Source organism: Myxococcus sp. MH1 (assembly GCF_059738865.1).
Genome location: NZ_AP026947.1, coordinates 6,146,950 through 6,172,213 on the forward strand (window position 1 = coordinate 6,146,950; position 25,264 = coordinate 6,172,213).

The 25,264-nt window shown below is 70.1% G+C and carries 19 protein-coding genes, 1 tRNA gene and 1 pseudogene; 3 read left to right on the plus strand and 18 right to left on the minus strand.

What is annotated here, in order from left to right:
- Positions 1–58: 58 nt before the first annotated feature.
- The 5 genes from AC6JA9_RS23760 to AC6JA9_RS23780 all read right to left on the minus strand — a co-directional run bounded on the left by AC6JA9_RS23760 (position 59) and on the right by AC6JA9_RS23780 (position 7,160).
- Complete coding sequence (locus AC6JA9_RS23760; protein WP_497957879.1) at positions 59–1,627, minus strand: LVIVD repeat-containing protein; 1,569 nt, start codon at positions 1,625–1,627, stop codon at positions 59–61.
- Between the two features lie 150 nt (positions 1,628–1,777).
- Positions 1,778–2,362 (minus strand): hypothetical protein, encoded by a 585-nt coding sequence (locus AC6JA9_RS23765; protein WP_223747376.1) that lies wholly within the window; start codon positions 2,360–2,362, stop codon positions 1,778–1,780.
- A 372-nt stretch (positions 2,363–2,734) separates the two neighbouring features.
- Entirely contained in the window at positions 2,735–3,991 is a 1,257-nt protein-coding gene (locus AC6JA9_RS23770; protein WP_223747375.1) for a carboxypeptidase-like regulatory domain-containing protein, read from the minus strand.
- Between the two features lie 298 nt (positions 3,992–4,289).
- The gene (locus AC6JA9_RS23775; protein ID WP_267700733.1) at positions 4,290–5,888 is read right to left on the minus strand and encodes a Rieske 2Fe-2S domain-containing protein; all 1,599 of its coding nucleotides are present in this window, start codon (positions 5,886–5,888) and stop codon (positions 4,290–4,292) included.
- Positions 5,889–6,125: 237 nt separating this feature from the next.
- Positions 6,126–7,160: a carbohydrate-binding protein gene (locus AC6JA9_RS23780; RefSeq protein WP_223747373.1), complete on the minus strand. Its 1,035-nt coding sequence runs from the start codon at positions 7,158–7,160 to the stop codon at positions 6,126–6,128.
- A 352-nt stretch (positions 7,161–7,512) separates the two neighbouring features.
- Between AC6JA9_RS23780 and AC6JA9_RS23785 the strand changes: the two genes are divergently transcribed.
- A complete protein-coding gene (locus AC6JA9_RS23785; protein ID WP_223747372.1) occupies positions 7,513–8,496 on the plus strand; it encodes a TerC family protein in 984 nt (327 codons plus the stop codon).
- A gap of 148 nt (positions 8,497–8,644) precedes the next feature.
- Here the strand turns inward: AC6JA9_RS23785 and AC6JA9_RS23790 are convergent.
- The 6 genes from AC6JA9_RS23790 to AC6JA9_RS23815 all read right to left on the minus strand — a co-directional run bounded on the left by AC6JA9_RS23790 (position 8,645) and on the right by AC6JA9_RS23815 (position 15,072).
- A tRNA-Val gene (locus AC6JA9_RS23790) sits at positions 8,645–8,716 on the minus strand.
- Between the two features lie 72 nt (positions 8,717–8,788).
- Positions 8,789–9,061 carry a hypothetical protein gene (locus AC6JA9_RS23795; RefSeq protein WP_141332022.1) on the minus strand — a complete coding sequence of 91 codons (273 nt, stop codon included), beginning with the start codon at positions 9,059–9,061 and terminating at the stop codon, positions 8,789–8,791.
- 18 nt (positions 9,062–9,079) lie between these two features.
- Positions 9,080–9,505 carry an SCP2 sterol-binding domain-containing protein gene (locus AC6JA9_RS23800; RefSeq protein WP_046714145.1) on the minus strand — a complete coding sequence of 142 codons (426 nt, stop codon included), beginning with the start codon at positions 9,503–9,505 and terminating at the stop codon, positions 9,080–9,082.
- Positions 9,506–9,515: 10 nt separating this feature from the next.
- On the minus strand, positions 9,516–11,147 hold the full coding sequence (locus AC6JA9_RS23805) for an Hsp70 family protein (protein WP_223747371.1): 1,632 nt from the start codon (positions 11,145–11,147) through the stop codon (positions 9,516–9,518).
- Positions 11,148–11,237: 90 nt separating this feature from the next.
- Positions 11,238–13,325 carry an ATP-dependent helicase gene (locus AC6JA9_RS23810; RefSeq protein ID WP_223783679.1) on the minus strand — a complete coding sequence of 696 codons (2,088 nt, stop codon included), beginning with the start codon at positions 13,323–13,325 and terminating at the stop codon, positions 11,238–11,240.
- A 55-nt stretch (positions 13,326–13,380) separates the two neighbouring features.
- The gene (locus AC6JA9_RS23815) at positions 13,381–15,072 is read right to left on the minus strand and encodes a HEAT repeat domain-containing protein (RefSeq protein ID WP_497957880.1); all 1,692 of its coding nucleotides are present in this window, start codon (positions 15,070–15,072) and stop codon (positions 13,381–13,383) included.
- A 134-nt stretch (positions 15,073–15,206) separates the two neighbouring features.
- Between AC6JA9_RS23815 and AC6JA9_RS23820 the strand changes: the two genes are divergently transcribed.
- Positions 15,207–16,073, plus strand: coding sequence for a CHAP domain-containing protein (locus AC6JA9_RS23820; RefSeq protein ID WP_408890205.1), 867 nt, complete (start codon positions 15,207–15,209; stop codon positions 16,071–16,073).
- A gap of 60 nt (positions 16,074–16,133) precedes the next feature.
- Here the strand turns inward: AC6JA9_RS23820 and AC6JA9_RS23825 are convergent, their stop codons facing one another.
- From AC6JA9_RS23825 to AC6JA9_RS23845, 5 genes and pseudogenes are all read right to left on the minus strand, one after another.
- The gene (locus AC6JA9_RS23825) at positions 16,134–17,318 is read right to left on the minus strand and encodes a glycosyltransferase family 2 protein (RefSeq protein WP_223747367.1); all 1,185 of its coding nucleotides are present in this window, start codon (positions 17,316–17,318) and stop codon (positions 16,134–16,136) included.
- Between the two features lie 168 nt (positions 17,319–17,486).
- A complete protein-coding gene (locus tag AC6JA9_RS23830; protein ID WP_497960743.1) occupies positions 17,487–18,722 on the minus strand; it encodes a hypothetical protein in 1,236 nt (411 codons plus the stop codon).
- A gap of 810 nt (positions 18,723–19,532) precedes the next feature.
- Positions 19,533–19,631: pseudogene (locus AC6JA9_RS23835) on the minus strand (zinc-ribbon domain-containing protein); the annotation flags it as partial.
- Positions 19,632–19,640: 9 nt separating this feature from the next.
- The gene (locus AC6JA9_RS23840) at positions 19,641–20,057 is read right to left on the minus strand and encodes a ComEA family DNA-binding protein (protein ID WP_408890204.1); all 417 of its coding nucleotides are present in this window, start codon (positions 20,055–20,057) and stop codon (positions 19,641–19,643) included.
- Positions 20,058–20,061: 4 nt separating this feature from the next.
- Positions 20,062–21,339, minus strand: a complete 1,278-nt coding sequence (locus AC6JA9_RS23845; protein WP_141323427.1) for an aspartate kinase — start codon at positions 21,337–21,339, stop codon at positions 20,062–20,064.
- 108 nt (positions 21,340–21,447) lie between these two features.
- Between AC6JA9_RS23845 and hutH the strand changes: the two genes are divergently transcribed.
- Positions 21,448–22,974 (plus strand): histidine ammonia-lyase, encoded by a 1,527-nt coding sequence (gene hutH, locus AC6JA9_RS23850; RefSeq protein WP_223747365.1) that lies wholly within the window; start codon positions 21,448–21,450, stop codon positions 22,972–22,974.
- Positions 22,975–23,049: 75 nt separating this feature from the next.
- On the opposite strand, the gene AC6JA9_RS23855 is transcribed toward hutH, so the two are convergent.
- A complete protein-coding gene (locus AC6JA9_RS23855) occupies positions 23,050–23,325 on the minus strand; it encodes a hypothetical protein (RefSeq protein WP_223747364.1) in 276 nt (91 codons plus the stop codon).
- Positions 23,326–23,427: 102 nt separating this feature from the next.
- Positions 23,428–25,191, minus strand: coding sequence for an alpha-keto acid decarboxylase family protein (locus tag AC6JA9_RS23860; RefSeq protein WP_497957881.1), 1,764 nt, complete (start codon positions 25,189–25,191; stop codon positions 23,428–23,430).
- Between the last annotated feature and the right edge of the window lie 73 nt (positions 25,192–25,264).

Genomic DNA, 25,264 nt, shown 5'->3' on the forward strand with positions numbered 1-25,264 from the left:
CATTGCCATCCAGGCTACCAGAGGCCCGGTGCGGGGGACACCCGGGCCCCTGGCGGGCTCACAGCTCCGGGAAGACGAGCAGGCCTCGCTGCGAGTCGACCACGTAGACATAGCCGTCCCCTGGGACGCGGATGCCGACGGCGCCCTCCCAGGAGGAGACGTTGAGGAACACGGGGTCGTGCTCCCGCCAGGTGTGGTGATAGGCGATCTCCCGGGGACGGCTCGGAACGGTGACATCCAGGACGCGCACGCCCTGCTGGAAGTGCGCCAGATAGAGCCGGTTGCCGACGAGCTCCATGTTGTGGATGGAGACCTCCGGCGACAGCTTGTACTCGCCGATGAGGGTGGGGTTCGCCGGGTCGTTCAGGTTGAGCACCCGCAGGTGGGCGCCCCACCCCTCGCCGCCCTCGAACGCGATGAGGTTGTTCTGGAAGTACGCCACGCGCGAGTAGTGGCTCATCGCGTTGGGATACTCGTACGCGCCCAGCTTCTTCACGTTCGCGGGGTCGCGCGCGTCGAGGATGAGCAGACCCGCGCCCCAATGGTTGACGAAGAGCAGGTGGTTCAGGGAGGTGGCGTCGTGGGGATAGGAGTTGCGCCCCGGCATCCGGGAGCTCTCGTCCCGGTAGCTGCCCAGCAACACGGGCTCGCGCGCGTGGGTGACGTCGAAGATGAGGACGTCCCCGTTGTCCATGGCATACAGCCGATTGCCATTCACGAAGAGGGTATGGGTGCTGCGCCGCATACCGCCCGACAGGTCCTGGAGGAGCCGGGGGGACGCGGGGTCGGAGATGTCGAACACCAGGACGCCCCGGGCCGCGCTGGCGACATAGAGCGCGTCGTCCTTCGCCCAGACCCCGTTCCAATAGGCATCATCGGGGTGCGTGATGGACGCCACCAGACGCGGCGCGGTGCGGTCCGCGAGGTTGAAGACGAACAGCCCTCCCTCGCCCGGGAAGCCCGCCTCGATGTTCACCACGTAGGCGTGCCCCTTGGTGACGTAGACATCCACCCCCATGCCCGTGTTCGCCCCCGTGGAGGCCTCGCCGATGAGTCGCAGCCCGCCCGAGGACTCTGCTTCCCCGGGCCGGCGGCGGGTCCGGACGCTCTCGAAGCTGAGCACCCGGGGCGGCTTCCCCGCCTCGCAGTAGACGTCACAGCCCAGCACGCGGTCCGTCCCCACCGCCCGGCACCCCAGCTCCGCCGTCACGCTGTAGGGACGGCCGGGAATATTGGCGGTCGACACCAGGAACATCGGGTGGGCCGCCTCCGGTTCGAGGAAGTAGTACCGGCCCAGCAGCTGATCGGTGGCGCGCCCCGGCCCCGTCGAGGTGTCGTGGAAGCGCGCGTTGAAGGGGCCCGAGGTGTCCACGCCCTTCAGGCTCTCCAGATCACAGCCCGTCAGGTCGTAGGACTCCAGCTTGCCGCAGTCATCCGGGGTGCTGACGGAGACCCGGAGCGCGCAGCTCACGGCCGGCGGTGGCCCCAGGTCTCCCGGGTCCGGCAGCGGCGTGCCGGGAGACAGATCCACCGGCACCTCGATGACCTCACGGTCCGGGCTGTCGCACCCGCCCGCGCCAGCGAGCCACCACACCATTGCGACGACGACCCACGTCCACTTCACCATGTCTGCCCCCGGGGATGGGGCCGGCGCGAGCGGGATGGACGTGCACGGAGGAAGGCCGACCCGGAATCCCTCGAACGAACAGGGGCCCTCCTCATATCGCGGGGCCGCGGACGCCGTTCAATCCCTGACATCCGCGCGGGCCCTGGGGCGTCAGAAGATGGTCCGCACGCTCCGGTCCCCGGCGATGTACTGGTTCAGCGTGTAGCCGAAGTCGGACGTGCACGCGTGGTTGAGCTTCCGGACCAGGCCATACAACACCCGCCCCAGAGGCGAGGAGTCGAGCACGGAGCGGACGCTGCAGATCTCCTCGTGCTCGGTGACCTTCAGGTCCTGGTCGAGCACGACCTTGTGCACGGCGTGGTACGTGAAGGTATCCCCCACCAGCGCCTGCCAGGGCCGCAGGGCGAGGAAGTGCTTGAAGACGAGCGAGGTCTTCACCTCGGCCATCACGACATGGGAGCCATCCGGACGCCGCGACTCGGTGACGTCGCCGAAGGCCATGCGACAATCCGAGAGGAAGGTCCTGTTGACATACACGAGCCGCCGGGCGCGCTCCAGCCCCTGCACCGTGACGAGTGGGTCATGGAACGTGGTGTCCGGGTGATAGTGCCTCGACGCGGCGGCGCGGGGACGGTGCTCATCACAACCATAGAGGATGGGCAGGAAGCTGCGGACGAGCTCGGCGGGCCCCCGGGGCTCCGAATGCAGCGGGGTGGTGTGCGCGACTTCCCTCATGTGGAACTCCTCCAACGACGATGTGAAACCAGACGGCCCGCGGCCGCTCAGCAGGCGCGAGCCAGCGGGCCGCTTCGCGGCGAGAGTCCCGCTCCACCTCGTGCCCCGCCCGCTGGCACTCGGCCGCGGACACGACGCCGCCGACTCCCGCGCCAAGGACAGCCACTCGGAATCGCCGGTCGAAAGCGCGGCCTCTGGGAATGACTCTCATGGGGGTGGCCGATGGTGTCCGCTCGGGCCGGGGCTCGTAATCGCCTGCCGGTCCCGGATGGCTGTCGCCTGCACGACCAAGGCGCGTCCCCGTCCTCCCACGAAGAAGGCCCCGGCGCGCTGGACGCACCGGGGCCCTTGGACTTCAGGGTGTCAGGGACTTCACGGCAGCGGCGGCAGCGTCAGCACGCCGTTGCACTGGCCGGGCGTCGAGGGCACGCCGGTGCCGCCCCAGGGCGCGCCGGTGTTCACCACCACGCTGCCCCCAGGAGGCGGCGGGCAGCCGTAGCCCTGGGCCTGGCGCACGACGATGTTGGCGTTGGCCGGCAGGTTGTAGAGGACGTCCGTGCCCGCGCCCACGCAGATGTTGCGCGTCTGGCTGCCACCGGTGGGGAGCGGAATCTCCAGCTCCAGGCAGATGGGCAGCGTGGTGCCCGGCGGCAGTGAGGCCGCGTTCACGTCGATGCGCAGACAGGCGGGGTTGGTCTTCTCGATGTCGGCGTTGATGAAGCCGACCTCATTGGTGTTGGCCGTGAAGCCGCTGTTGGAGATGCGCGCGCAGTCATCCGCGTTGCAGCTCACCGTCTCGCGGTTGTTGCACTGCACGGGGTTGCTCGTGCGGGTGCCGCTGGTGGGCTGCTGCCGCCACTGGTTGGAGCCCACGGGCATGGACCAGAAGGCGATGTTCGCCGGGGCCGTGGGGGCCAGGTCATTCGTCAGCGGGATGAAGACACGCGCGGTGGCGCCCGGGGCCAGCTTGAGCAGCTGCCCCCTGCCGTCGCGGACCTCCGTGTAGATGGCGCCGCGCGACTCCAGGAACACCTGCTGGCCCGACAGGTTGACGGCGCCGTCGGTGCCCGGCATCGACAACAGGCCCGTGTCGATGTGACGCACGCCCACCGTGAACGGGCCCTGCACCTGCTCACCCGAGGGGCCGCGCAGCGCGGACAGGTTCACCTGGATGGAGGCGCCGTTGCGCGGGTCCGTCACCACGACGGTGCCCGACGCGCTGAACGTCTGCCGGTGCAGCGAGTGCAACACGAAGCGCGCCCCGAGCACGTTGCGTGTGACGGCGCCCACGTAGGGCATGTAGCCCGGAACATCGATGGTCACCGGCGTGCCCATGGGCACCGCCGCCGTCACCGAGAACGAGCCGTCCGAGGCCGACGTCCCCGCGGCGCTGCCGACGCTCACCCTCGCCCCGGCGAGCGGGGCTCCGGCCGCGTTGGTGACGACGCCACAGATGGTGGTGCCGGAGCTGGCGGGCGTACACGTCACCAGCGGCTGTACGTGCTCCACCGCCGCGGGAGCCTCCGCCTCACCCTCGGGCGCACCACAGGCCGCGCCCAGCAGCATCGTGCCGCTCAGCGCGCCACACAGCCACATCCACCGCTTGCTGACCATTGCCGACAGAGACATCACATACCTCCCCGTTGAAGAAAGGCGACACCCCGAGGGCGTCACCTCCTCGCATGGTATGTGATTCATCTGACATTGACACGGCAGCGCCGGATGTTTCAATCCCAGCACCAATGTTCATCAAACACAGACACGTCACGAAAGACCCGAGGCGACGGCGACCACACGTGTGACACCCCGCGCTACAAATCAAAGGCTCTCGACCCACCCATGTAGCCTGGAATGTCACAGGAGGGTGCGAAACACATACGGGGTTCCCGCATGGCCCGGTGTGCCATGGCGTCGACACACGAGGATTTCAGAGCGCGAGCGGCTCCTCGGCCGGTGCGGGCGTGGCGGGCTTCTCCGACACGGACTCGGCGCAGAGGGTGGAGCCGTTCATGGCGCACCGGCCTCCGTCCTCCAGGTCGAACTGCCAGCGGTGGCGCGGGCAGACCAGGTACCTGCCCTCCTCCACCCACCCCTCGGACAGGTCCGCGCCCTGATGCGGACAGAAGCGCTGCACGGAGAAGCGCCGGTGGCCCACCGTCACCACGGTGCGCTCGCGCTGGGACTCGGTGGAGCGCACGCCCTCGCAGAAGGCCCGCATGTCCTCGATTTCGACGCCCAGGAAGCCGTGGAGGATGGGCTCGTAGACGTCCGGGAAGCGGCTGAGCCGCAGGCGGAACGACAAGAGGAAGTCCTCCCACGTCAGCTTCCGGTCCAGCACGCGCACCATGTCCGCGGCGCTCACCTTCATGGTGTAGCGCGTCGTCTCGCGAATCTCCGCCACCTCGTCCACGCGCCGGCCCTTGAAGTCCACGCGCAAGAGGCGCTCGGGCAGCTCCGTCAGCTCCACGTACAGCGGCATCCCCACCCGCTCGTGCAGGTCCAACAGGTCCAGCTTGCGCTGCAGCTCCACGCGCAGCCGGGCGTGGATCTCATCCACCTCCGCGCGCAGCATGTTGCGCCGCCGCTCCCGGAACAGGTGCGCCATGTCCGCCGCGTAGGTGCGCAGGTAGGACTCGAAGCCCTCCTCCGTCAGCCGCGCGCCGTCCAGCGAGACGTACTCCAGCGAGGCCGCGTCCAGCACGTCCCCCGGCATGGGCTCCAGGAAGCGGGTGTGGGCGCCGGGCAGCCGCTGCTCGAGGAAGCGGAACAGCGTGGTGGCGTTGGGGAAGATGTTCACCTTCTCCAGGTTGAGCGCGAACAGGGCCGGGTCCAGGAAGCACGCGGGGCCGGCCGAGGCCAGGTAGGCCCGCGGCTTCACCACCTCCAGCGCGCGCGCCACCGCCTCGAACTTGCTCTCGCGCTTCTTCAGCGAGATGGCCGCGTACGTCTCCGGCGTGTACTCGTAGCAGGTGGGGTGCCAGATGGCGCCGGAGAACTGGGCGGTGAAGAGGTCGATGGGCCCCTCCTCCTCGCTGATGCGCGCCAGCCGGTCATGCAGCTTGCAGTCGTTGAGGTTGACGAAGCACTGGCCGTCGCCGCGCACCATGATGGCGGAGTCGCGGTTGGTGCCCTGCTCGGACACGAAGAGCTTGAGGTAGCCGCCCTTGATGGGCACCTCGCGCCCGTCCTCGCAGGCGATGACGCGCTTGCAGCCGTAGCGGGCGAAGATGTCCTGCAGCTCCGAGCGCTGGAAGCGGGGAATCACCACCGTGAAGTCCCGGGTGCGGAGGCTGGCCAGGAACTCCGGGTCGAAGTGGTCCTTGTGCTCGTGGCTGACGTACAGGTAGCGCTCGCGGCCGGGCGTCTCCAACAGCTCGCGCACGCGCGGGGCCAGGTGGTGGTTGCGGGGCAGCTGCATCCACGCCGAGTCGAACGCCCCGCGCGGGGACAGCCACGGGTCCATGACGACGACGCTCCCCGCGCACTCCACGGCGAAGCCTGCATGGCCCAGGAAAGTGATTCGCATGTCCCCGCCCCCCACCGAAGCGGCCCGACGACGCGCCGAGGCCGCACACACCCGAGTCGCCGCCCGCTCTCACGGCCGGCGTGAAGTAGGCTGCGAACGGGGTGTCACCTGGACCAGGGGCCTTCCAGTCCCGGCTCGCGTCCGCGTCCCGACACGGCCCCGGGCGGGAGACACGAAGGGCGCGGAAGGAGGACCTCCCGCGCCCCGGTGTCGTCGTCGGTGGAGACGGCTCAGCGACTACGGCTGGATTTCACGGACGGACAGCCACTTGAAGTCGACGTCCTCCGCGTTGTCCCAGCGGAACGTGGCGATGGGGCCACCCCAGGTGATCGGCATGGCGCCCACGGAGCCGCCGCAGTGCCCGGCGTCCCCGCCCCAGTCCCCAGCGTCCACCCAGTCGTAGACCTTCTTCCACGTCACCTTGTCGGCGTTCTCGTTGACGTACATCTCCAGCCGCACGGCCTCCTTGCCGCTGACGGTGGTGTTGCGCATCACCGCCTTGAAGCCCACCCAGCGCCCCTTGAGCGCGGAGGTGGCGGGCTTGTACGGCGCCTGGTCGTAGGAGACATGCCACGTCTCCTTCTGCCAGCGGGCGCGGCCGTCGTAGTGCAGGCCGCCCTTGTAGCTGCTGCCCTCGCAGCCGGAGTTGTTGTTGTTGTGCTTGCCGCCGCGCGCGTACCAGTCGAAGTTGTCCGAGCCGTCCGACGCGGCGTTGAGCTTCACGAAGCCCGTCATCTCGACGTTCTTCCAGTCGTTGGGCGCCTGCATGTAGCCCCGGCTGGCCAGCACATCCCGGTCATACGTCGGAATCTTCGCGGCGGAGTAGCCGGTGGAGGTGGTGACGCCCATGCGCACCTGGCTGTGCTTCATCTTCCACGAGCCGTCCGCGTTGCGGGTGATGGCGCGCTGCGGGTCGAACCGGGGGTCCGACGTGGGGTCGTCCGCCAGCGCCCAGGACTCGCCGCCCGCCTTGGACGGGTACAGCCGCGTCACGCCGAACTTGTCCACGGAGGGCTGCTCGGGAGTCGGCTCCGGGGTGGGCTCGGGCGTCGGCTCGGGCGTCGGCTCAGGTGTCGGAGTCACCCCGGGCGTGGGCTCCGGCGCGGGGTTGCCCGGCGTGGGGTCGGGGCTCGGGACCTGGGGTTGCTCGGACGGAGACTCGGTGCCGCCGGGCGTCTGGGCTCCGGGAGCGCCCGGGTCGGCGCCGCACGCGGAGGCGGACAGGAGGAACAAGGCGCCACACAGGGATGAGAGAACACGGTTCCGGATCAAATGGCGGTCCTTCTGCGAGGGGCCGCGAGAGTGGCGGAGGAGCCGCGGACGCCTATCGCCCTGCGGGCCCTCGCCGCGCCGCTCCCCCGAGGCCAGGATTGCCTCGGGGCGTCGACGCCTGGCTGGTCTCAGCGGCCCGGTGACTGTCGTTTTTCCAACCGGACGGCCCGAAACCCACCACGTCCCGCAACCCTTCCCCAGCCAGTGACGCCCGCTCCGGCCCTCCCCGGGCCGCCCCCTCCCGGGACAGCCCTGGAGCGCTTGCGGGAGCCATCCTTCGGTTTTTCCGAAGGAGTGAGTCTGTAATCCCTATTTGTCGAAGAGAACGGTGGCTCTTATCTGAACCCCACCTATGGAACCTCTACAAACCGTCGGCAGTCCCGTCCTGTGGGGCGGCTTCATTGCCTTCGTCATCGCGATGCTCGCCCTGGACCTCGGCGTCTTCCACCGGAAGGCCCACACGGTCAGCTTCAAGGAAGCGCTGGGCTGGAGCACGGTGTGGATCAGCCTGGCGCTGCTGTTCAACGCGGGGCTCTGGTGGAAGTTCGGAGGCAAGCCCGGGCTGGAGTTCCTCACCGGCTACCTCATCGAGAAGTCGCTCTCCGTCGACAACATCTTCGTCTTCGTCGTCATCTTCTCGGCGATGCGCATCCCCGCGCTGTACCAGCACCGGGTGCTCTTCTGGGGCATCCTGAGCGCGCTCGTGCTCCGGGCCATCATGATCTTCGCCGGCGTGGCCATGCTGGAGCGCTTCCACTGGCTCATCTACGTCTTCGGCGGCTTCCTCATCATCACCGGCCTGAAGCTGTTCGTGCAGCGCAACAAGGAGGACCATCCGGAGGACGGGTGGATGATGCGGATGCTGCGCAAGAGCATCCCGTCCACCACGCGCTTCGACGGGCACCACTTCTTCACCATGGAGAACGGCCGCCGGCTGGCCACGCCGCTGCTGATGGCGCTCATCCTGGTGGAGGCGTCGGACATCCTCTTCGCCCTGGACTCCATCCCCGCCATCTTCGCGGTGACGCGAGATCCGTTCATCGTCTTCACGTCCAACATCTTCGCCATCCTGGGCCTGCGCTCGCTGTTCTTCCTCCTGGCCGGCGCGGTGGAGAAGTTCAGCTACCTGAAGGTGGGCCTGTCGGGCGTGCTGGTGTTCGTGGGCGCGAAGATGGCGCTCATCGACTTCGTGAAGATCCACCCGGCCGTCTCGCTGGGCGTCATCGCCACGCTGCTGGGCGCCAGCATCGTCGCCTCGCTCATCAAGGCGAAGAACCTGCCGCCGCACACGCCGGAGACGGGCGCCGACACGCTCGTCAAACCGTCGGAGAGCTGAAGCAGCCCGCAGCACATCCCCCGAAGCCAGGGCGCGTCCGGACCTCATGCCGGGCGCGCCGGAGCCGGGCGCCGCCAAAGTCATGCGCCGGAAAGCGAAGAGGCCGTGAACCCTTGGGTTTCCCCTTGGATTCACGGCCTCTTCTGGTTGGGCGCAGCAGGGTTTGAACCTGCGACCCCTGCCGTGTGAAGGCAGTGCTCTACCGCTGAGCTATACGCCCGCGCTGCGTGTTGCCACCGCGTCGCGACGGGGAGCTAGATGCCATCTGCTCCCTCGGGTGTCAACGCAATTTCTACGAGAGCCCATCCAGCTTCTCTTCCAGCTCACGCAGCCGACGCTTGAGGCCGGACAGCTGCTTGCCCACGGCCTTGAACTCGCTCTTCGGCGCGAAGTGGAACGCCTTGAGCAGCTCCTCCTGGCCGCGGTCCAGGGCCTGCTTGCCCCGCTGGGCCTTGCCGATGGCGTTGGCGATGGCCATGGCGCGCTTCTCGTCGGCCATGAGCTTCTCCACGGCCTTGCTGGAGAGCTCCAGCGCCTGCTTCTTCAAGTCGTCACGGATACCCATGGCTCGTTGCCCCCCGGCCTACGGCTCGTCGATGTACTGCGTCTGCAGCTTCGCGAAGACGCGGTCCGCGATGCCCTTGTACTTCATGCGCTCGATGAGGGGCTGCAGGTCACCCTTCATGGAGATGCGGCGCTTGAGCACCGCCTCCACGGGGTCCAGCGTCCCCTGCAGCAGCTGCTTCCAGACGGTGTACGGGGCGCGGGCCAGGTAGACGGGCTCGAGCTCGTCCAGGTCATCCGGGTCCGCGAGCACGCGGGCCTTCTCGATGCGGCAGTCGCCCGGGACGACATGCACCACGAAGGACTTCGCCAGCTTGCCGGGCTCGGCCTCGATGATGGCCCCGAAGTCGCCCTTCCATCCCTTGCCGGCGACGGCGCACTCGGGGTCCTCGTTCGTGAGCCGGACCGCTTCGTCCAGCCACTCCTTCGACGGGAACTTCGCCATGAGCTGCTACCTATCCTCTTCGGAAGACTCTCTTGATGCTGGAGAGCAGGCCCCGCTCGTCATCGCTGGCGCCGTTGGAGCCGCTCGCCACGGGCTGATGGTCGACGTTGTTGCGCAGGACATCCGAGAGCGCCCGCTTGAGCTGCTCCGGGGTATCGCGCGTGGCCAGGTCCACCCGGCGCGGAGTACCACTGGCCTCCTCCACCGTCACCTGGAGCAGACACTCCTCGGTGAGGCGGAAGTCGATCTTCCTGCCGGCCGCGGCGGACGGGACCCGGACGGTGCCCAGGTACTCGTTATCCACCATCAGGTCGCTGTCCCCCTGGAAGATGTCCAGCTCGATGTAGGCCGAGCCCGGCTCCTTCGGCGGAGGCAGGCGGAAGCTCTTCACCATGGGGATGAGCGAGTTCTTCTCGATGATGCGCTTCACGCGGCCGTTGGGCAGCGCGTAGCCGATGGGCATGGACACCGCGTCCAGCAGCGTCACCGCGTCGATGCTGCCCAGCGAGTCGCCCAGCAGCGCCGCGCCCAGGGCCACGCACTCGTCGGGGTGCACGCCCTTCCTGGGCGGCTTGCCGAAGTGCGCTTGGATCTTCTGCTGCACGAGCGGCATGCGGCTCTGGCCGCCGACGAGGATGATCTCGTCGATGTCCGAGCGGGCGATGCCCTTCTCCTCGAGCACGCGGTCGCAGATCTCGAAGGTGCGGTCCACCAGGTCGCCGGTGAGGCTGTTGAGGAACTCGCGCGTCAGGGGGATGCGCAGGTCCACCGGCTTGCCCTTGCGCTCGTCGATGAAGGGCAGGTCGATGACGACGTTGGGGATGAGCGTCAGGTCGATCTTCGCCGCCTCGGCGGCGTTCTTGATGCGCTGCAGGGCGATGGGGTTCTCGGTGAGGTCGACCTTGGTCTCCTCCCGGAAGCGCTCCAGCACGTACTCCATGATGCGCGTGTCGAAGTCCGCGCCGCCCAGGAAGGTGTCGCCGCCCGTGGCCAGGACCTCGAAGACGTTGCCGGCCAGGTGCAGCACGGAGACGTCGAAGGTGCCGCCGCCCAGGTCGTAGACGAGGACCTTCTGGTCCAGGCCCCGGTTGAAGCCGTACGCGAGCGCCGCCGCGGTGGGCTCGTTGACGATGCGCTTGACGTCGAAGCCGGCGAGCCGGCCCGCCTCCTTCACCGCCTGGCGCTGGTTGTCGTTGTAGTAGGCCGGGACGGAGATGACGGCCGCGTCGATGGGGCCGCCCAGGAACTGCTCCGCGATGGTCTTCAGCTGCGAGAGCACGAAGCTGGAGACCTGGGGCAGCGTGTAGAGCTTGCCGCCCATCATCACCGCGGCGTCCCCGTTGGGGCCCTCGACGATGTCGTACGGGAAGGAGCCGCGCAGGTCCTCCACCGACTTGGAGTGGTACTTGCGGCCGATGAGGCGCTTGGTCCCCCACAGCGTGTTGCGGGGGTTGGTGACCATCTGGTCCTTGGCCACCCCGCCCACCAGGAGGTCTCCCTTGGCCGACAGGGCGACGACGGTGGGGAGGATGAGGTTGCCGCGATCCGTGGGGACGATCTTCGGGATGCGGTTGCGCACGGACGCCACCAGCGTGTTGGTGGTGCCCAGGTCAATCCCGACGATGCGAGGTCTGTCCGCCATGAAGTTCACGGGCGCGGGCCACCAGACGCGCGCCCCCGTCCCACTCTGTATCACGTCGCGACTTCGCGCGCGCGTTTCTGGGCGAAGCCCTCAGTCCTCCACCTCGGAGCCCTCCGGACCCGGCTCGTTCCACCCCAGGGGGGGTGGGAGCACCCCTCGGACCGCCTCGGTGGAGGGCAGGACCAGGCGATCATACGGCCCCCCCTCCCCCGTCGGCAGCTCGTCCAGGAAGCGGGACGGGCGCAGGACGATGCGCTCGCCCTCCCGGGGCAGCACCGACAGGGGGTACACCAGCGCCAGGAGGTCCCGGGCCCGGGTGGTGGCCACGTAGAACAGGCGCCGCTCCTCCTCTTCCTCCTCGGCCGAGCGAGTCGCCTGGGACATGGGGAAGCGCCCGTCCACCAGCCAGAGGACGAAGACGCTCCGCCACTCCAGCCCCTTGGCCTGATGGACGGAGCTGAGCGTCAGGACGTCCCCGGGGGCATCGCCCTCCAGGGCCTCCTTGGCGGCGAACTCCGCCACCAGCGCCAGCTCCGACAGGAAGCGCGGCAGGTCCTCGAACCGCCGGGCCAGCTCCGCCAGCCGCCGCAGGTCGTCCTCCCGGCTGTCCTCGGGCATGGCCTCCAGGGCGAGCCGGGCGGCGTACCCACCCGCCAGCACGTCCTCGATGAGCCCCCCCGGGTCGCGCGTGGCCTCCGGGCGTCCCAGCCGCCCCATCAGCGCCGTGAGCCGCTCGAAGGCCGGAAGCGACTTCTTCGACACGTGGCGCCGCACGTCCTCGTGGACCAGCCGCTCCCCCAGGGGCAGGCCCTCCGGCAGGGCGCGCAGCGAGGTCCACAGGCGCTCCGCCGTGGTGGGTCCCACGCCCGGCACCGCGCGCACCACCCGGCGGAACGCCAGCTCGTCCCGGGGGTTGTTCACCCAGCGCAGGTGGGCCAGCACGTCCTTGACGTGGGGCTGCTCGAAGAAGCGCACCCCGGAGCGCACCCGGAACGGCAGGCCCCGGCGCGTCAGCTCCAGTTGGAGCTCCAGGCCGTGGTTGTGGGCGCGGTAGAGGACGGCCATCGACTCCAGGGGTTCGCCCCGCGCGCGGAGCGTCTGGATGTGCTCAGCCACCCAGGTCGCCTGTTCGGCCGCGTCCAGCGTGGGGACGACGAGGGGTCGGGGCCCGGAGGCGCGCTCGGAGACGAGCGCCTTGGGGAACTGCCGCGTGTTCTGGGCGATGGCGGCGTTGGCGAGCTGGAGGACCTCCGGGGTCGAGCGGTAGTTGCGCGTCAGGGTGAAGACGGCGCAGCCGGGGTGCCGCTCCGGGAAGCCCATGATGTTGGAGAAGTCCGCGCCCCGGAAGCTGTAGATGGACTGGCAGTCGTCCCCCACGACGGTGAGGTCCTGACGCTCCCCGGCGAGCAGATCCACCAGCTCGCCCTGGAGGCTGTTGGTGTCCTGGTACTCGTCCACGAGCACGGCGTGGAAGCGCTCGGCGAGCAGGGCGCGGACGCGGGGGTGTTCGACGAGCAGCCGCTTCAGGTTGAGGAGCAGATCATCGAAGTCCATCAGGTGCAGCCGCGTCTTGCGCAGGCGGTAGAGCGCCGCCGTGGCGAGCACCTCCGGCGCCAGCGGGACGAACTGCGGCCGGCGGTCCACCAGCACCTCCGACACGGCCTGCTGCAGGTTGGTGGCGAGCGACACCAGCTCCAGCACCAGCTCCGGCCGGGGGAAGCGCTTGTCGCTCTTGAGCTTGCGCTCGGCCAGACAGCTCACCATGAGGTCCCGCGCGTCCTGCCGGTCCAGCACGGTGAAGCGCTCCGAGTAGCCCAGCGCCGTCGCGTGCTCGCGCAGGAGCGCATGCGCCACGTGGTGGAACGTGCCGCCCGTCACGCGCCCCACGTCCACGAAGCCGCCCACCAGCTCCGCCAGGCGGCGGGTCATCTCGCGCGCGGCCTTGTTGGTGAACGTCAAGAGCAGGAGGTGGTCGGGCGAGAGGCCCAGCTCCAGCCTGCGCGCCGCGCGGAAGGTGAGCGTGCGCGTCTTGCCGGAGCCCGCGCCGGCGATGACCAGCACCGGCCCCGCGTCCGCCTCCACCGCGCGCAGCTGCTCCTCGTTGAGGAGCCGGGCGTAGTCGATGCGCGACGGGCCACTCGGCGGACCGAGCGGCCTGGGGGTGGGCGGGGAGACCATGGGGCGCGGAACTCTAACCGCCCCGCCCGCCCGGGACGAACGGATCAGCCGGACTTCACGGCACGGGCTTGTGCGCCGTCAGCCGCGCCGAGGCCGCCTCGCGGACCTGGGCGGACGGGTCCCGCTCCCGGGCCAGCTCCAGCAGCACCCGGCCCACCTGGGGCAGCTTCGTGCTCACCGTGGCGAGGGCGGCGGTGCGCTCCTTCACCCCGCCCTCCAGCCGCTCGGTGACGCCGCGGTCCGCGCAGGTGCGCACCCCGGGCGACTGCTCGCGGAGGATCAGCTCCGCGTCCGCCAGCCGGGCCTCGGTGAGGCGGCGGGCCTCCTCGGCGCGGCGCTCGAACTCAGCCAGGTCCTCGGGGAACTCGGTGGAGACGGCGCGCGCGCGGGCGATGGCCTCCTGGGCGAATCTCGCGTTGACGGCCGCCGCGCACAGCTGCCGCGCCGAGGCCAGGGGCACGCGGCCCTCTGTCGTCACCGTCTCGTCGCGGGCCACGTTCAGCGCCCACACCGCGAGCTGGCGCGCGGCCACCGCGGCGGAGAAGGGCTGCTTGCGCCCCTCGCGGATGTCCACCCAGCGGCGCAGCACCACGGGGTCCGGCACGCCGGAGTCGAAGGCGCGCTGGTACTCGGTGGAGGCCTGCGGCAGCTGCCCGGAGAGGTCCAGGAGGACGGCCACGGTGAGGTACATCTCCGCGCTGCTGGCCCGCTCGCGCAGGGCGTCCAGCCGGGAGGCCACCTCGTACTCCGCCACCGGGCGCGGCAGCGACGTGAGCACCGTGCGCAGCGACTCCAGCGCGTTCTGGCGGATCAACGGGTTGCGCGCCGAGCGCAGCGCGTCCAGGAGCGGATCCACCGCGCGCACGGAGACTTGCTGGCCCAGCTCCTCCGCCGCCTGCCAGCGGTCCAGCGCGTCCGGCGCCAGCAGCGAGCGCTTCAGGTCCTCCAGGTCGCGCAGGTAGTGGCCCACGTGCGCGGCGCGCACGAGCGGATCCGGATGCGCCAGCGCGGCCTGCTCGGCGCGGGCGCGCGTCAGTCGCGCCGGGAAGTCCGTGAGCTTGGGCCCCAGCGGATGCGCCTTCACCCGCGCCTCGGCCTCGTCCACCAGCCCCGAGACGAGCAGCCCCTCCACCTCCAGCCCCAGCAGCAGGACGCGCGCCTCCTCGCGGTGCACGCCGGCCGGGAAGTCCTTGAGGTAGGCGAACAGCTTCGTCGCGCCGGAGCCCCTGGCCTGCTCGAAGGCCTGCGCGTCCAGCCGCGACTCGACTTGGAGTCGGCGTGGATCATCCGGCTTCTCGCGCAGGTACTCGGCCAGCCGCTTCGGGTCCTCCGTCGTCGCCAGCTCGCGCGACTCCGCCTCCAGCATCAGCCGCTTCGCCTCGTCGCGCTGGGCGCCGTCCGGGTGCTCCTGGAGGAACTGCTTCCAGGCGGCCACGGAGTCGGCCTCCTTCGCGGCGTTGAAGCGCAGGCCCTCCAGCAGCGTCCTCGCGGTGCGCGTGTGCGGCGCCTCCGGGTACGCCTCCAGGAAGCGCTTGTAGGCGAGCACCGTGTGCAGCCGCTTCGCCTCCTCGAACTCCAGCTCCTCCAGCCGGGCCTCGGCGGCGTCACCATCCGGGTGCGTCGGGTTCTCCCGCAGGAAGGCGCGATAGCCCTCCACGGTGTCCGTGCTGGCGGCGCGGTCATACGGATTGGGCAGGCACCCGGTGGCCAGCAGGAGGACGGGGAAGGCTCGGCGGAGTGAAAACATTCTCCTGGAGCAATACCGCACCCCGCTCCCCCCGGAAACACGCGCCGCCACGGACGGTTGCCTGGGTAGGTTTTTTGACGACACACGAAGCCGGGGCCAGCATGGTGCCCCAGGACGCTACAGGGAGGTCGCGCATGCGGTGGCTCACGCTGATGGGAATGCTCTCGATGCTCGCGACGGGCTGCGCCACCCCGTCCGGCCGGCTGGAGCCCTGGCTGGACTCGTACGCGGTCCGCTACCACTCGGCCTCGCCGCCGGCCTTCCCGCGCGAGTCGCTCTCCACGCCCGTGGCGCCGGCGCAAGCGGAGAAGAAGCCCGCGCCGGCCAGGGCGAAGACGCCCGCGCGCGCCGCCGCGTCCCGGCCCGCGAAGGGCAAGCCGGCCACCACGAAGGTGAGCACCCAGGGCGCGCGCCCCGTCTCGGCCGATGCGCGCGAGAAGGTCCTGGCCGCGGCGCGCTCGGTGGTGGGCAAGCCGCAGGTGACCTTCGACGGCCGCAAGTACCCGTCCGACTGCACGGGCCTCATCGAGGGCGTCTACGCGCAGGCGGGCCTGTCCTTCCGCGGGACGCTCAAGCCTGGGGACAACGGCGTCACCGCGCTGTACCGCTACGCCCGCGCCCATGGCCGCGTGTACGAGGACGGCCGGCCCGTGCCCGGGGACCTGGTGTTCTTCCACGAGACGTACGACCAGAACCGGGACGGCCGCCGCAACGATGGCCTCACCCACGTGGGCATCGTCGACAGCGTGGACGCGCAGGGCACCGTCACCGTCATCCACCGGGTCAACCGGGGCGTGGTGCGCTACCGGATGAACCTGGCACGCCCCCACCTGCCGAGGGATCCGAAGACGGGCGAGGTGCTCAACGACCTCTTGCGCCACCCCGGCCCGAACAAGGCCCCGGTGCTCACCGGGCAGCTCTTCGCGGCCTACGGCAGCGTGCTCCCCGCGAGCGCCCCGGCGAAGAAAAAGCCCGCGCCCATCCCCGTGGCCCTGCGCTGAAACGAACGGCGCCCGACTCCAGGAAGAGCCGGGCGCCGGTGAAGCGGCGAGGACTTCGTCTCAGGACGCGCGCGCGGTGCGGTCCCACGCGGCGCGCTGCGAGTTGCGCAGGAAGCGCCAGAAGCCCACGACGATGGCCAGGTTCATGGTGACGAAGTAGTAGGCCACCGAGGCCACCCGCTTCGCCGCGCCGCGCTTGAGCACGCCCACCTTCCCCAGGTACGCCAGCGCGTAGAACAGGCCCTGGGCGAAGAGCGTGGCGCGGTAGAACATGCTGTCGAGCAGGAACAGGTTCGCCAGCAGCGCCACGCCCATCAGCGCGGGCGCGCACCAGCGCAAGAGCTTGTGCGACCAGAACGCGAACGCGGGGAAGCCCGCGGTGGGCAGCAGGAGGCCCGGCACCATGCGCAGGCTCTGGAAGTTGCCGGCGGCGATGCGCGCGCGGCGGCCGAACTCCTTGCCGTAGTCCTCCGTCGTCTCCTCGTGCGCGACGGCCTTCTCCTCGTACGCGACCTTGTAGCCCTTCTCGAGGATGCGCAGCGGGATGACGAAGTCATCCACGATGGTGGACGGCGGCAGCTGCGTGTAGAGCGTGCGGCGGATGGCGTACAGGCCCCCGTTGGCCCCCACCACCGCGCCCCGGCGCCCCTCGTACATCTTGATGAGGGACTCGTAGCTCCAGTACGCGCTCTCCTCGTAGTCCTTCTTCGTCGGGTTGTAGAGGCGCAGCTTGCCGCAGACCGCCCCCACCTCCGGGTCATCGAAGTGGCGCACCAGCTTCTCGATGGCGTCGGGCTCGATCATCGTGTTCGCGTCCGAGAGGACCACGATGTCGCCCTTGGCCATGGGGATGCAGCGGTTGAGCACCGTCGTCTTGCCCGCGCGGGGCGCGGGGGACAGGCGCACGCGCTCGTCCCGGCACTCCAGCACGCGCTCGTTGGTGCCGTCGGTGGAGCCGTCCGAGCCGATGAGCACCTCGAAGCGGTCGGCCGGGTAGTCGAGCGCGAGGCTGTTCTCGAGCTTCTGCCCGATGCAGGACGCCTCGTTGTACGCCGCGACCACCAGGCTCACCGATGGAGCCGCCCCACGCCTGCCCGGCAGCTCACGGCGCGCGTCCCCGCCTCGCATCGCCCGGATGTTCTGCGCCACCTGCGCCGCCCCATCCAGCACGAACAGGCTCAATGGGTAGAGAAAATACGTGTGCGCCAGCAGCAGCGCGGCACACCAGAAGAAGACCTCCGCCATCGACCATGCCTCCCAAGACCCAGTCCTCGAATCGGCCCTGGGTTCAGCAAGAGGCATGCCCCGCGCGAGCAGCCCGCTCCGCTCGGAGCGCGGAGGCAGGCGTGGGGATCAGCGCCGGGTGGGACTGGACTTTCTCCAGTCCTCCGCCCGGGTGGGACGCACGTCGTTTCAGGGCCGCGGGGCGCTCGTGGAGACCTGCTCGAGCAGCTTTCGCGCCAGCTCGTGGTTCTTGTTGAGCGCCAGCACGTCGTCCAGCAGTGAACGCGCCGCCGACGGGTCCTTCTGGCGCAGGGCCAGTCGGGCACCCAGGACGTAGGGGCGCAGCAGGGTGCCATCCGCCTGACGGAGCGCCTCCAGCTCCGACACGGACTGGGCCACCGACTCCGGCGGAGAGCCGGAGCTGAGCACGTACTCGGCGCGGGCCACGGTGCTCCACGCCTTCGGGGCGCCCTCCACGTTGCGCAGGCGCTCGGCCAGCGCGAGGGCATCCGGCGCCGCCGTCACCCCCGCGTGGAGGGCCCGGGCCTTCACCCGCGCGGCCAGGGCCGGCGTGGGCTCCACCTCGGGCGCGGCCTCGAGGGCCTCGGCCAGGACGTCCACTTCCTTGCGCAGGCGGTCGATCTCGATGCGCAGCGGTCCGCCGAGCTTGATGACGTCCTCGCGCTGCGCCTTCAGCGCGTTGACGCGGCTCTCCCAGTCGACGGTGGCCTGGGCGGCGGCGCGCTCGTCGATGTCTCGCTGGAGGAGTTCGCCCTGGGTTCGCAGCCGCTCGGCCTCGGCCTGGAGCTCGCCCAGGCGCAGCGAGAGCGCCACGACGAGCTCGGCCTGGGCCTCGGTGTATTTGGGATACGTGGCCGTGAGGGCCTTGAGGCTCTGGATGGCCTGGTCCCTGGAGGCGGAGTCGTCCCTGCGCAGCAGGACCGAGGCCCGCTCCTTCTCCGTCACCGCGGTGGCCGGCATGTCCGCGTCACGGTTCTTCCACGCGGGATAGGCGAGCACTCCGGCCAGCAGCACCCCGGCCGCCACGACCAGGCCCAGCCAGAGGCGCGAAGAGGAGCTCGAAGGGGTCGAGGCCACGAGGTCCGCGGACTCGCGGTTCGCGGACAGCAGCTCCGGTGGGAGGGAGACGGCGCCTCGGCGGTAGGCGGGCTCCGAGGTGCTGGGTCCCTGGCCACCGGCGGCGCCCAGGGCGCCGAGTCCCGGCAGCTCCATGGGCGGAAGGTTCACGCCGTGCGACCCGGCGTCGGTGGCCGCGCCGTACACGGAGGTCTTGCGATTGACCGGAGACCCGGGCGCGTTGGCGGCACCGAAGAGCTCGGTGGACGACGAGGCCTCGCCGTAGAGGCTCGTGGACCTCTCGGCGGGGAGCTCGGGGACGGCTCCCGCATCGGCCGAGTCAGACACGGCTCCGTACGTGAGCGTGCGCCCGATATGGGCGGGAGTCCCGCTCGCGGGTGAGGACGGGCTCGCGCCTGACGTGCCCGAAGCTCCGAGCGTCACGGGGGCAATCGATGGAGGCGACGGAGGGGGGCCTGACGTGGCCGCACCGAAGACCTGCGTGGTCTGGCGAGGACTTCCGCCCGTGTGGCTGGGGAATATCGGGCTTCCTGAAGTGGGGGCCGGGCCCGACGGAGGGACAGCGCCGAAGGTCTGCGTCGAGCCGTGAGCCCCCGCCGAGGCCTGCGTCATTCCAGGCGTGCCCACCGCGCCGAAGGTCTGCGTTGAGCCGTGAGTGCCCGCCACCGAAGGCTGCGTCATGCCAGGGGCACCCACAGCTCCGAACGTCTGCGTCGACCCCTGAGCCCCCACGCCGGAGGCCTGCGTCATTCCGGGAGCGCCGACTGCGCCGAAGGTCTGCGTCGCCCCGTAGGCGCCCGCACCCTCGGTCGATGGCGCGCCCTGGGAGCCGACCGCGCCGAAGGTCTGCGTGGCCCCATGAGCACCCGCGGCCTGCGTCCCGCCCTGCCCGCTCACGGCATCATGCGCCCCGCCCACCGCGCCGAAGCGCTGTGTCGTCCCCTGCACGCCCGAGGCACCCGCGACCTGCGCACCGCCAGCGCCTTCCGACGCCTTCCCGGAGCCGAAGATCTGCGTGCGCATCAAGCTGGGATTGCCACCGGGCGCCGTACCCCACGAGCCACTCGGCGTCTTGGGGCCAGCACCCTCCGCGGTGACGGGGCGCGGTGTCTGCGCCTGCGGCGACGCCAGGAACACATGGCTGCAGCGCGTACACTGGACCGACGCCCCTCCCGGCGGAAGCAGGCGGGGATCCAAGGCATACTGCATCGAGCACTGAGGGCAGGCGATCTGCACGCCGCGTGCTTACCACACGGGCCCGGCATCCGGAGGCGAGCCCAACACCGTGGCCGCCTGGAGGGTCTTCAACCGGGCTTCACCCACCCCGGGGACCTCGTCCACCGCCTCCCAGCTCCGGAACCCTCCCGCCGCGTCCCGAGCCTCCACCAGCGCCCGCGCCAGCGAGGCCCCCACACCCGGCAACAACGCCAGCTCCTCCGCCGTGGCGACGTTCAGGTCCAGCCTGCGCCCCAACGCCAGCGCCGCCGCCCCCGTGGGCTCCTCGCCCTCACCACACGTCGCCACGCCGTCCTCCCGGATGCGCACCGCCTCCGGAGGACAATCCAACGCTGACCGGGAATCCGGCCAGCGCCAGCGGGCCACCGCCCCGACGCCCATCACCGCCAACGCGACGACGGCGAGCGCGGCCGTCCGGCCCGCCACCGGCTCAGACCTTCTCGCCCTTGAGCGCCGCCGTCTCCGACACCGTCGTCGCGCCCTCGGGCGGCAGCGGCTGATCCAACCCGAACGCCGTGTGCAGCGCCCGCACCGCCAGCTCCGTGTACTTGGAGTGGACCACGCACGACACCTTGATCTCCGACGTGGAGATCATCTGGATGTTGATGCCCTCGGCCGACAGCGCCGTGAACATCCGCGCCGCCACGCCCGAGTGGTTGCGCATGCCCACGCCGACGATGGACACCTTGGCCACGTTGTCGTCCGTCTCGATGCCGGAGACGGGAATGTCCTTCACCGCCTCGCGCACCACCTCCTGCGCCTTGAGGAAGTCCGACTTGCCCACCGTGAAGGTCAGGTCCGTGCGCCCCTCGCGGGACTGGTTCTGGACGATGAGGTCCACCACGATGTGCTTCTCGTCGAGCGGGCCGAAGATCTTCGCCGCCACGCCCGGCACGTCCGGCACGCCGCAGATGGTGATCTTCGCCTCGTTGCGGTCATACGCCACGCCGCGGACCAGCACGTCCTCCATGGACTTGTCCTCCTCACACACGAGTGTGCCCGGGTCCTGGGTGAACGACGACTTCACCCAGAGCGGCACCTTGTACTTCATGGCGAATTCGACGGAGCGGATCTGCAACACCTTCGCGCCCACGCTCGCCAGCTCCAGCATCTCCTCGTAGGCGATGCGCTCCAGCTTGCGCGCGGCGGGGACCATGTTCGGGTCCGTGGTGTAGACGCCGTCGACGTCCGTATAGATTTCACACGCATCCGCGCTCAGCGCCGCGGCCACCGCCACCGCCGTGGTGTCCGAGCCTCCGCGCCCCAGCGTCGTGACGCTCCCCTCCTCGTCCACGCCCTGGAAACCCGCCACCACCACGATGTGCCCCTTGGACAGGGCCTGTCGGATGGGCTGCGCGTCGATGCTCTTGATGCGCGCTTTCGAGAAGGTGCTGTCGGTGACGATGCGCACCTGGTGCCCCAGGAAGCTCGTCGCCTTGCCACCCTGGGCCTGGATGGCCATCGCCACCAACCCGATGGAGACCTGCTCCCCGGTGGCCACGACGACGTCCTGCTCACGCTCGTCCGGCCGGTCGGTGATCTGCGCCACCAGCTTGAGCAGCCGGTTCGTCTCACCCGACATCGCCGAGACCACCACCACCACGTCATGGCCCGCCTGCTGGGCGGCCAGACAGCGGCGGGCGACGTTCTTCATCCGCTCGGTGTCACCAACGGAGGTACCGCCGTACTTCTGGACGATCAGCGCCACGGGGACCGTGACCTCCCTCTTCAGTCGCGCGGACCTATACGAGCCCCACTCCCCGGTGTAAAGCCCCGCTGCCGCTGTCTCGCATTCCACCACCCCTTGGAGCCCCCAATGTCGCGCCCCCGTATCCTCATCGACGGTGACACCCTGACGCTGGAGCAGATCCTCCAGGTCGCCCGCAACGAGGTGACCGTGGAGCTGGCCCCCGAGGCCGCCGCCCGGGTCCGCGCCTCGCGAGCCCTGGTGGACCGGGTCGCCGCGGGCGACACCCCGTCCTACGGCATCAACACCGGCTTCGGCACCCTGGCCGAGGTCCGCATCGACAAGAAGGACCTGCGCGACCTGCAGCGCAACCTCATCCTCTCCCACGCCTGTGGTGTCGGCACGCCCCTGCCCCACGGTGAAGCGCGCGCGCTGCTGCTCTTGCGCTGCAACGTGCTCGCCAAGGGCTACTCGGGCATCCGTCCGGAGACGCTGACGCTGGCGCTGGACATGCTCAACCGCGACGTCGTCCCCGTCGTCCCCGAGCGCGGCAGCGTGGGCGCGTCCGGTGACCTGGCCCCCCTGGCGCACCTGGCGCTCGTGTTCATCGGCGAGGGCGAGGCGTTCCACCAGGGCCAGCGGCTGCCGGCGCGCAAGGCGCTGGAGATGGCGGGCCTGCAGCCGGTCATCCTCGAGGCCAAGGAGGGCCTGGCGCTGGTCAACGGCACCCAGGCGATGTGCGCGGTGGGCACCCTGCTCCAGCTGCGCGCCGAGTCCCTGGCGGAGCTGGCCGACGTCGCCGGCGCGATGACGCTGGAAGGTCTGCTCGGCAGCCACAAGCCGTTCATCCCGGAGATTCACGACGTCCGAGCCCATCCGGGCCAGAAGGCGTGCGCGGCGCACCTGCGGCGCATCCTGGTGAACAGCGAGCTGGTGGAGACACACGTCAACTGCAGCAAGGTGCAGGACCCCTACTCGCTGCGCTGCATGCCGCAGGTGCACGGCGCGGCGCGCGAGGGCCTGTCCTTCGCGCGGCGAATCCTCGAGGTGGAGGTCAACAGCGCCACGGACAACCCGCTGGTCTTCACGGAGACCGAGCGCATCGTCTCGGGCGGCAACTTCCACGGCCAGCCCATCTCCCTGGCGATGGACGTGGTGGCGATGGCGCTCACGCAGCTGTCCTCCATCAGCGAGCGGCGGGTGGAGCAGCTGGTGAACCCGGCGCTGTCGGGGCTGCCGGCGTTCCTGGCGAAGAACTCCGGGCTCAACTCGGGCTTCATGATCGCGCAGGTGACGAGCGCGGCGCTGGTGGCCGAGTCGCGCGTGCTCAGCCACCCCGCCTCGGTGGACTCGATTCCGTCGTCCGCGGGCCGTGAGGACCATGTGTCCATGGGCATGACGGCGGCGCTCAAGGGCCGGCAGGTGGGGGACTTCGCCCGCTCGTGTCTGGCCATCGAGATGCTGGTGGCGGCGCAGGCGCTGGACTTCCGGCTGCCCGTCAAGCCCGGCAAGGGCGCGCTGGCGGCCTACGAGCTCATCCGCTCCAAGGTGCCGCACATGGAGAAGGACCGCGAGCTGCACAAGGACATCCAGGCCGTGAGCGACATGGTCGACTCCGGCGAGCTGCTCGCGGCGGTGCGCGCGGCCACGGCCTGAGCCTGTCATTCACAGACACCGCGGCCCGCTCCGGAAGCACTCCGGGGCGGGCCGTCGTCGTTTCAGCAAGACGTGCTAACGACACGTCCCGTAGTAGGACTCGACGAACGCCGAGGTCCGGCCGTAGTTCAACCAGAAAGCACAGTCACAGCCACGGAAGCCCACGACCGTCGAGTAGGTGGCGTCGCTGTAGTACGTGTGCTCGTAGAACACCCCATTGCAATTGGGGGCGGCATCCTCGCGCGACGCGAGATCCTGCGCCTCGGCGTCCTCCACCACGGGACCACCGCAGCCCACCAGCATCAACCCCACCGCTAGCAACGCACCGCTGACGAACCTTCCAGCCTGCATTCGTGCCTCCAGGGAACTTCCACGGGTTGTACGGCCCTCCCAGGCTACCAGCCTGAGAGGGATTTGCCCATGGACACCCCCTGAGAGGGAATGCCACCAGCGTCAGGGGCGAGGCAGTCCGCTGTCCTCCCGGTATGACAGCGAAAAGACGGAGGCGCCCAGCTGGGCCAGGCCAGCGGGGGCATCCAGCGGCGCCAGCCGGACCTCCACGAACACCAGACGTCCCTCGTGCTGGGCACGCACGGCCTCCGCCAGCACCGGTGCCAGTTGCTCGGGCTTCTCGATGAGCAGGGTCAGCGCTTGCCCCGGCGTCCCCAGCGCATCGCAGATGGCCGGGTAGTTCCACTTCGGGATGTCATTGTAGACGGACCGCGGACCGACGATGAGGCGCTCCACGGTGTAGCCCGCGTTGTTGAGGAGGAACACCAGCGGCTTGAGCTTCAGGTGCAGCAACGTGGACAGCTCTTGCGCCGTCATCAGGAACGAGCCGTCCCCGATGAAGAGCAGCTGACGCCGCTCCGGGGCCGCCAGGCTGGTGCCCAGCACCGCCGGCAGCGTGTAACCGATGGAGCACCACAGCGGCTGAGCCACCCAGCTCGCTCCCCGTGGCAGCTGCGCGGAGGCGAAGCCCACCATGGGACTGCCCGCCTCGACGACGAGCACATCCTCCGGCTCCAGCAGCGCGGACAGCGCGGGCCACAGCTGCGCGTGCGTCAGGGGCCCCTCGCTCCTCGCCGCCGGGGCCGCTGTCCTGGAGGCCGCCTGGGACCGGAGTCGCAGCGAGCGGGGCACGAAGTCCTGCCGCTTCCGACTGCCCACCGCCTCGCGCAGGGCCTCCAGCACCTCGCCCAGCACCAGCCCGCCGTACAGCGAGGGCAGCCACGGAGACTCCGCCCGCCCCAACGCCGCCGTGGTGGACTGAAGGTCCACGAACCGCGAGGGCTCCAGCCGCTGGGTGAAGGAGTGCGTGTTGAGGTCCATGAAGCGCGTGGACAGGCCCACCACGCAGTCGGCCCCGTCCACCCACTCCCGCACGTACGGGTCCGACAGCCGCCCCCCGTAGAAGCCCAGGAAGGCCCCGTGAGCTTCGTCGAGGAGGCCTCGCCCCGAACCCAGCGACGCGATGGGTATCCCCGCGGACTCCGCCAGCGCCACCACCTGGGGCCCCAGCCCGAAGCGCTGGGCGTCGCTGTCCACCAGCAGCACGCTGCGCCGTGCCCCTCGCAGCCGGGGCACCAGCTCCTCCAGCAGCGCGCGCAGGCTGGCCCTGTCACTGACAGCCGCCTCCCGCTCGAGCGGCGCCTCTGGCGCGGGCACCTGCTGGAAGCACACGTCGGTGGGGAGCTGGAGGTACACGGGCCGCCGCTCACGCAGGCACGTGCGCAGCACCCGGTCGATCTCCATCGCCGCGTTGGCCTGTGTCAGCACCGCCCGCGCCGCGGTGAACGGCGCGATGCTGGCGAGCGTATTGCCATACTCACCGTCCCCCAGCGTGTGGTGTATCCAGCTGCGCCGCTGCATATGGGACAACGGTGGTGCCCCGGTGATGGCCACCACCGGCACCCGCTCCGCATATGCGCCCGCCAGCCCGTTGACGGCGCTCAGTTCGCCCACGCCATACGCCGTCGCGAGCGCGGCAATGCCTTTCAATCGCGCATACCCATCCGCGGCATAGGCGGCGTTGAGCTCGTTGCAGCACCCCACCCAGGTCAGCCCGGGTTGTTTCAACAGCTGCTCCAGCATCCCCAGGTTGAAGTCTCCGGGCACGCCGAAGACATGACGGACTCCCAGCTCCTGGAGACGGAGCCACAGATAATCCCCCACGGAAACCGTCTTCTCCTGGACCTTGGCACAAGTAAGGCTCACGGCGACTCCCCCGCATGCGGACCTCTCCGGGCGGCGACAACCGCCCCGGGCCGGCACGCAAGCAATTACACCG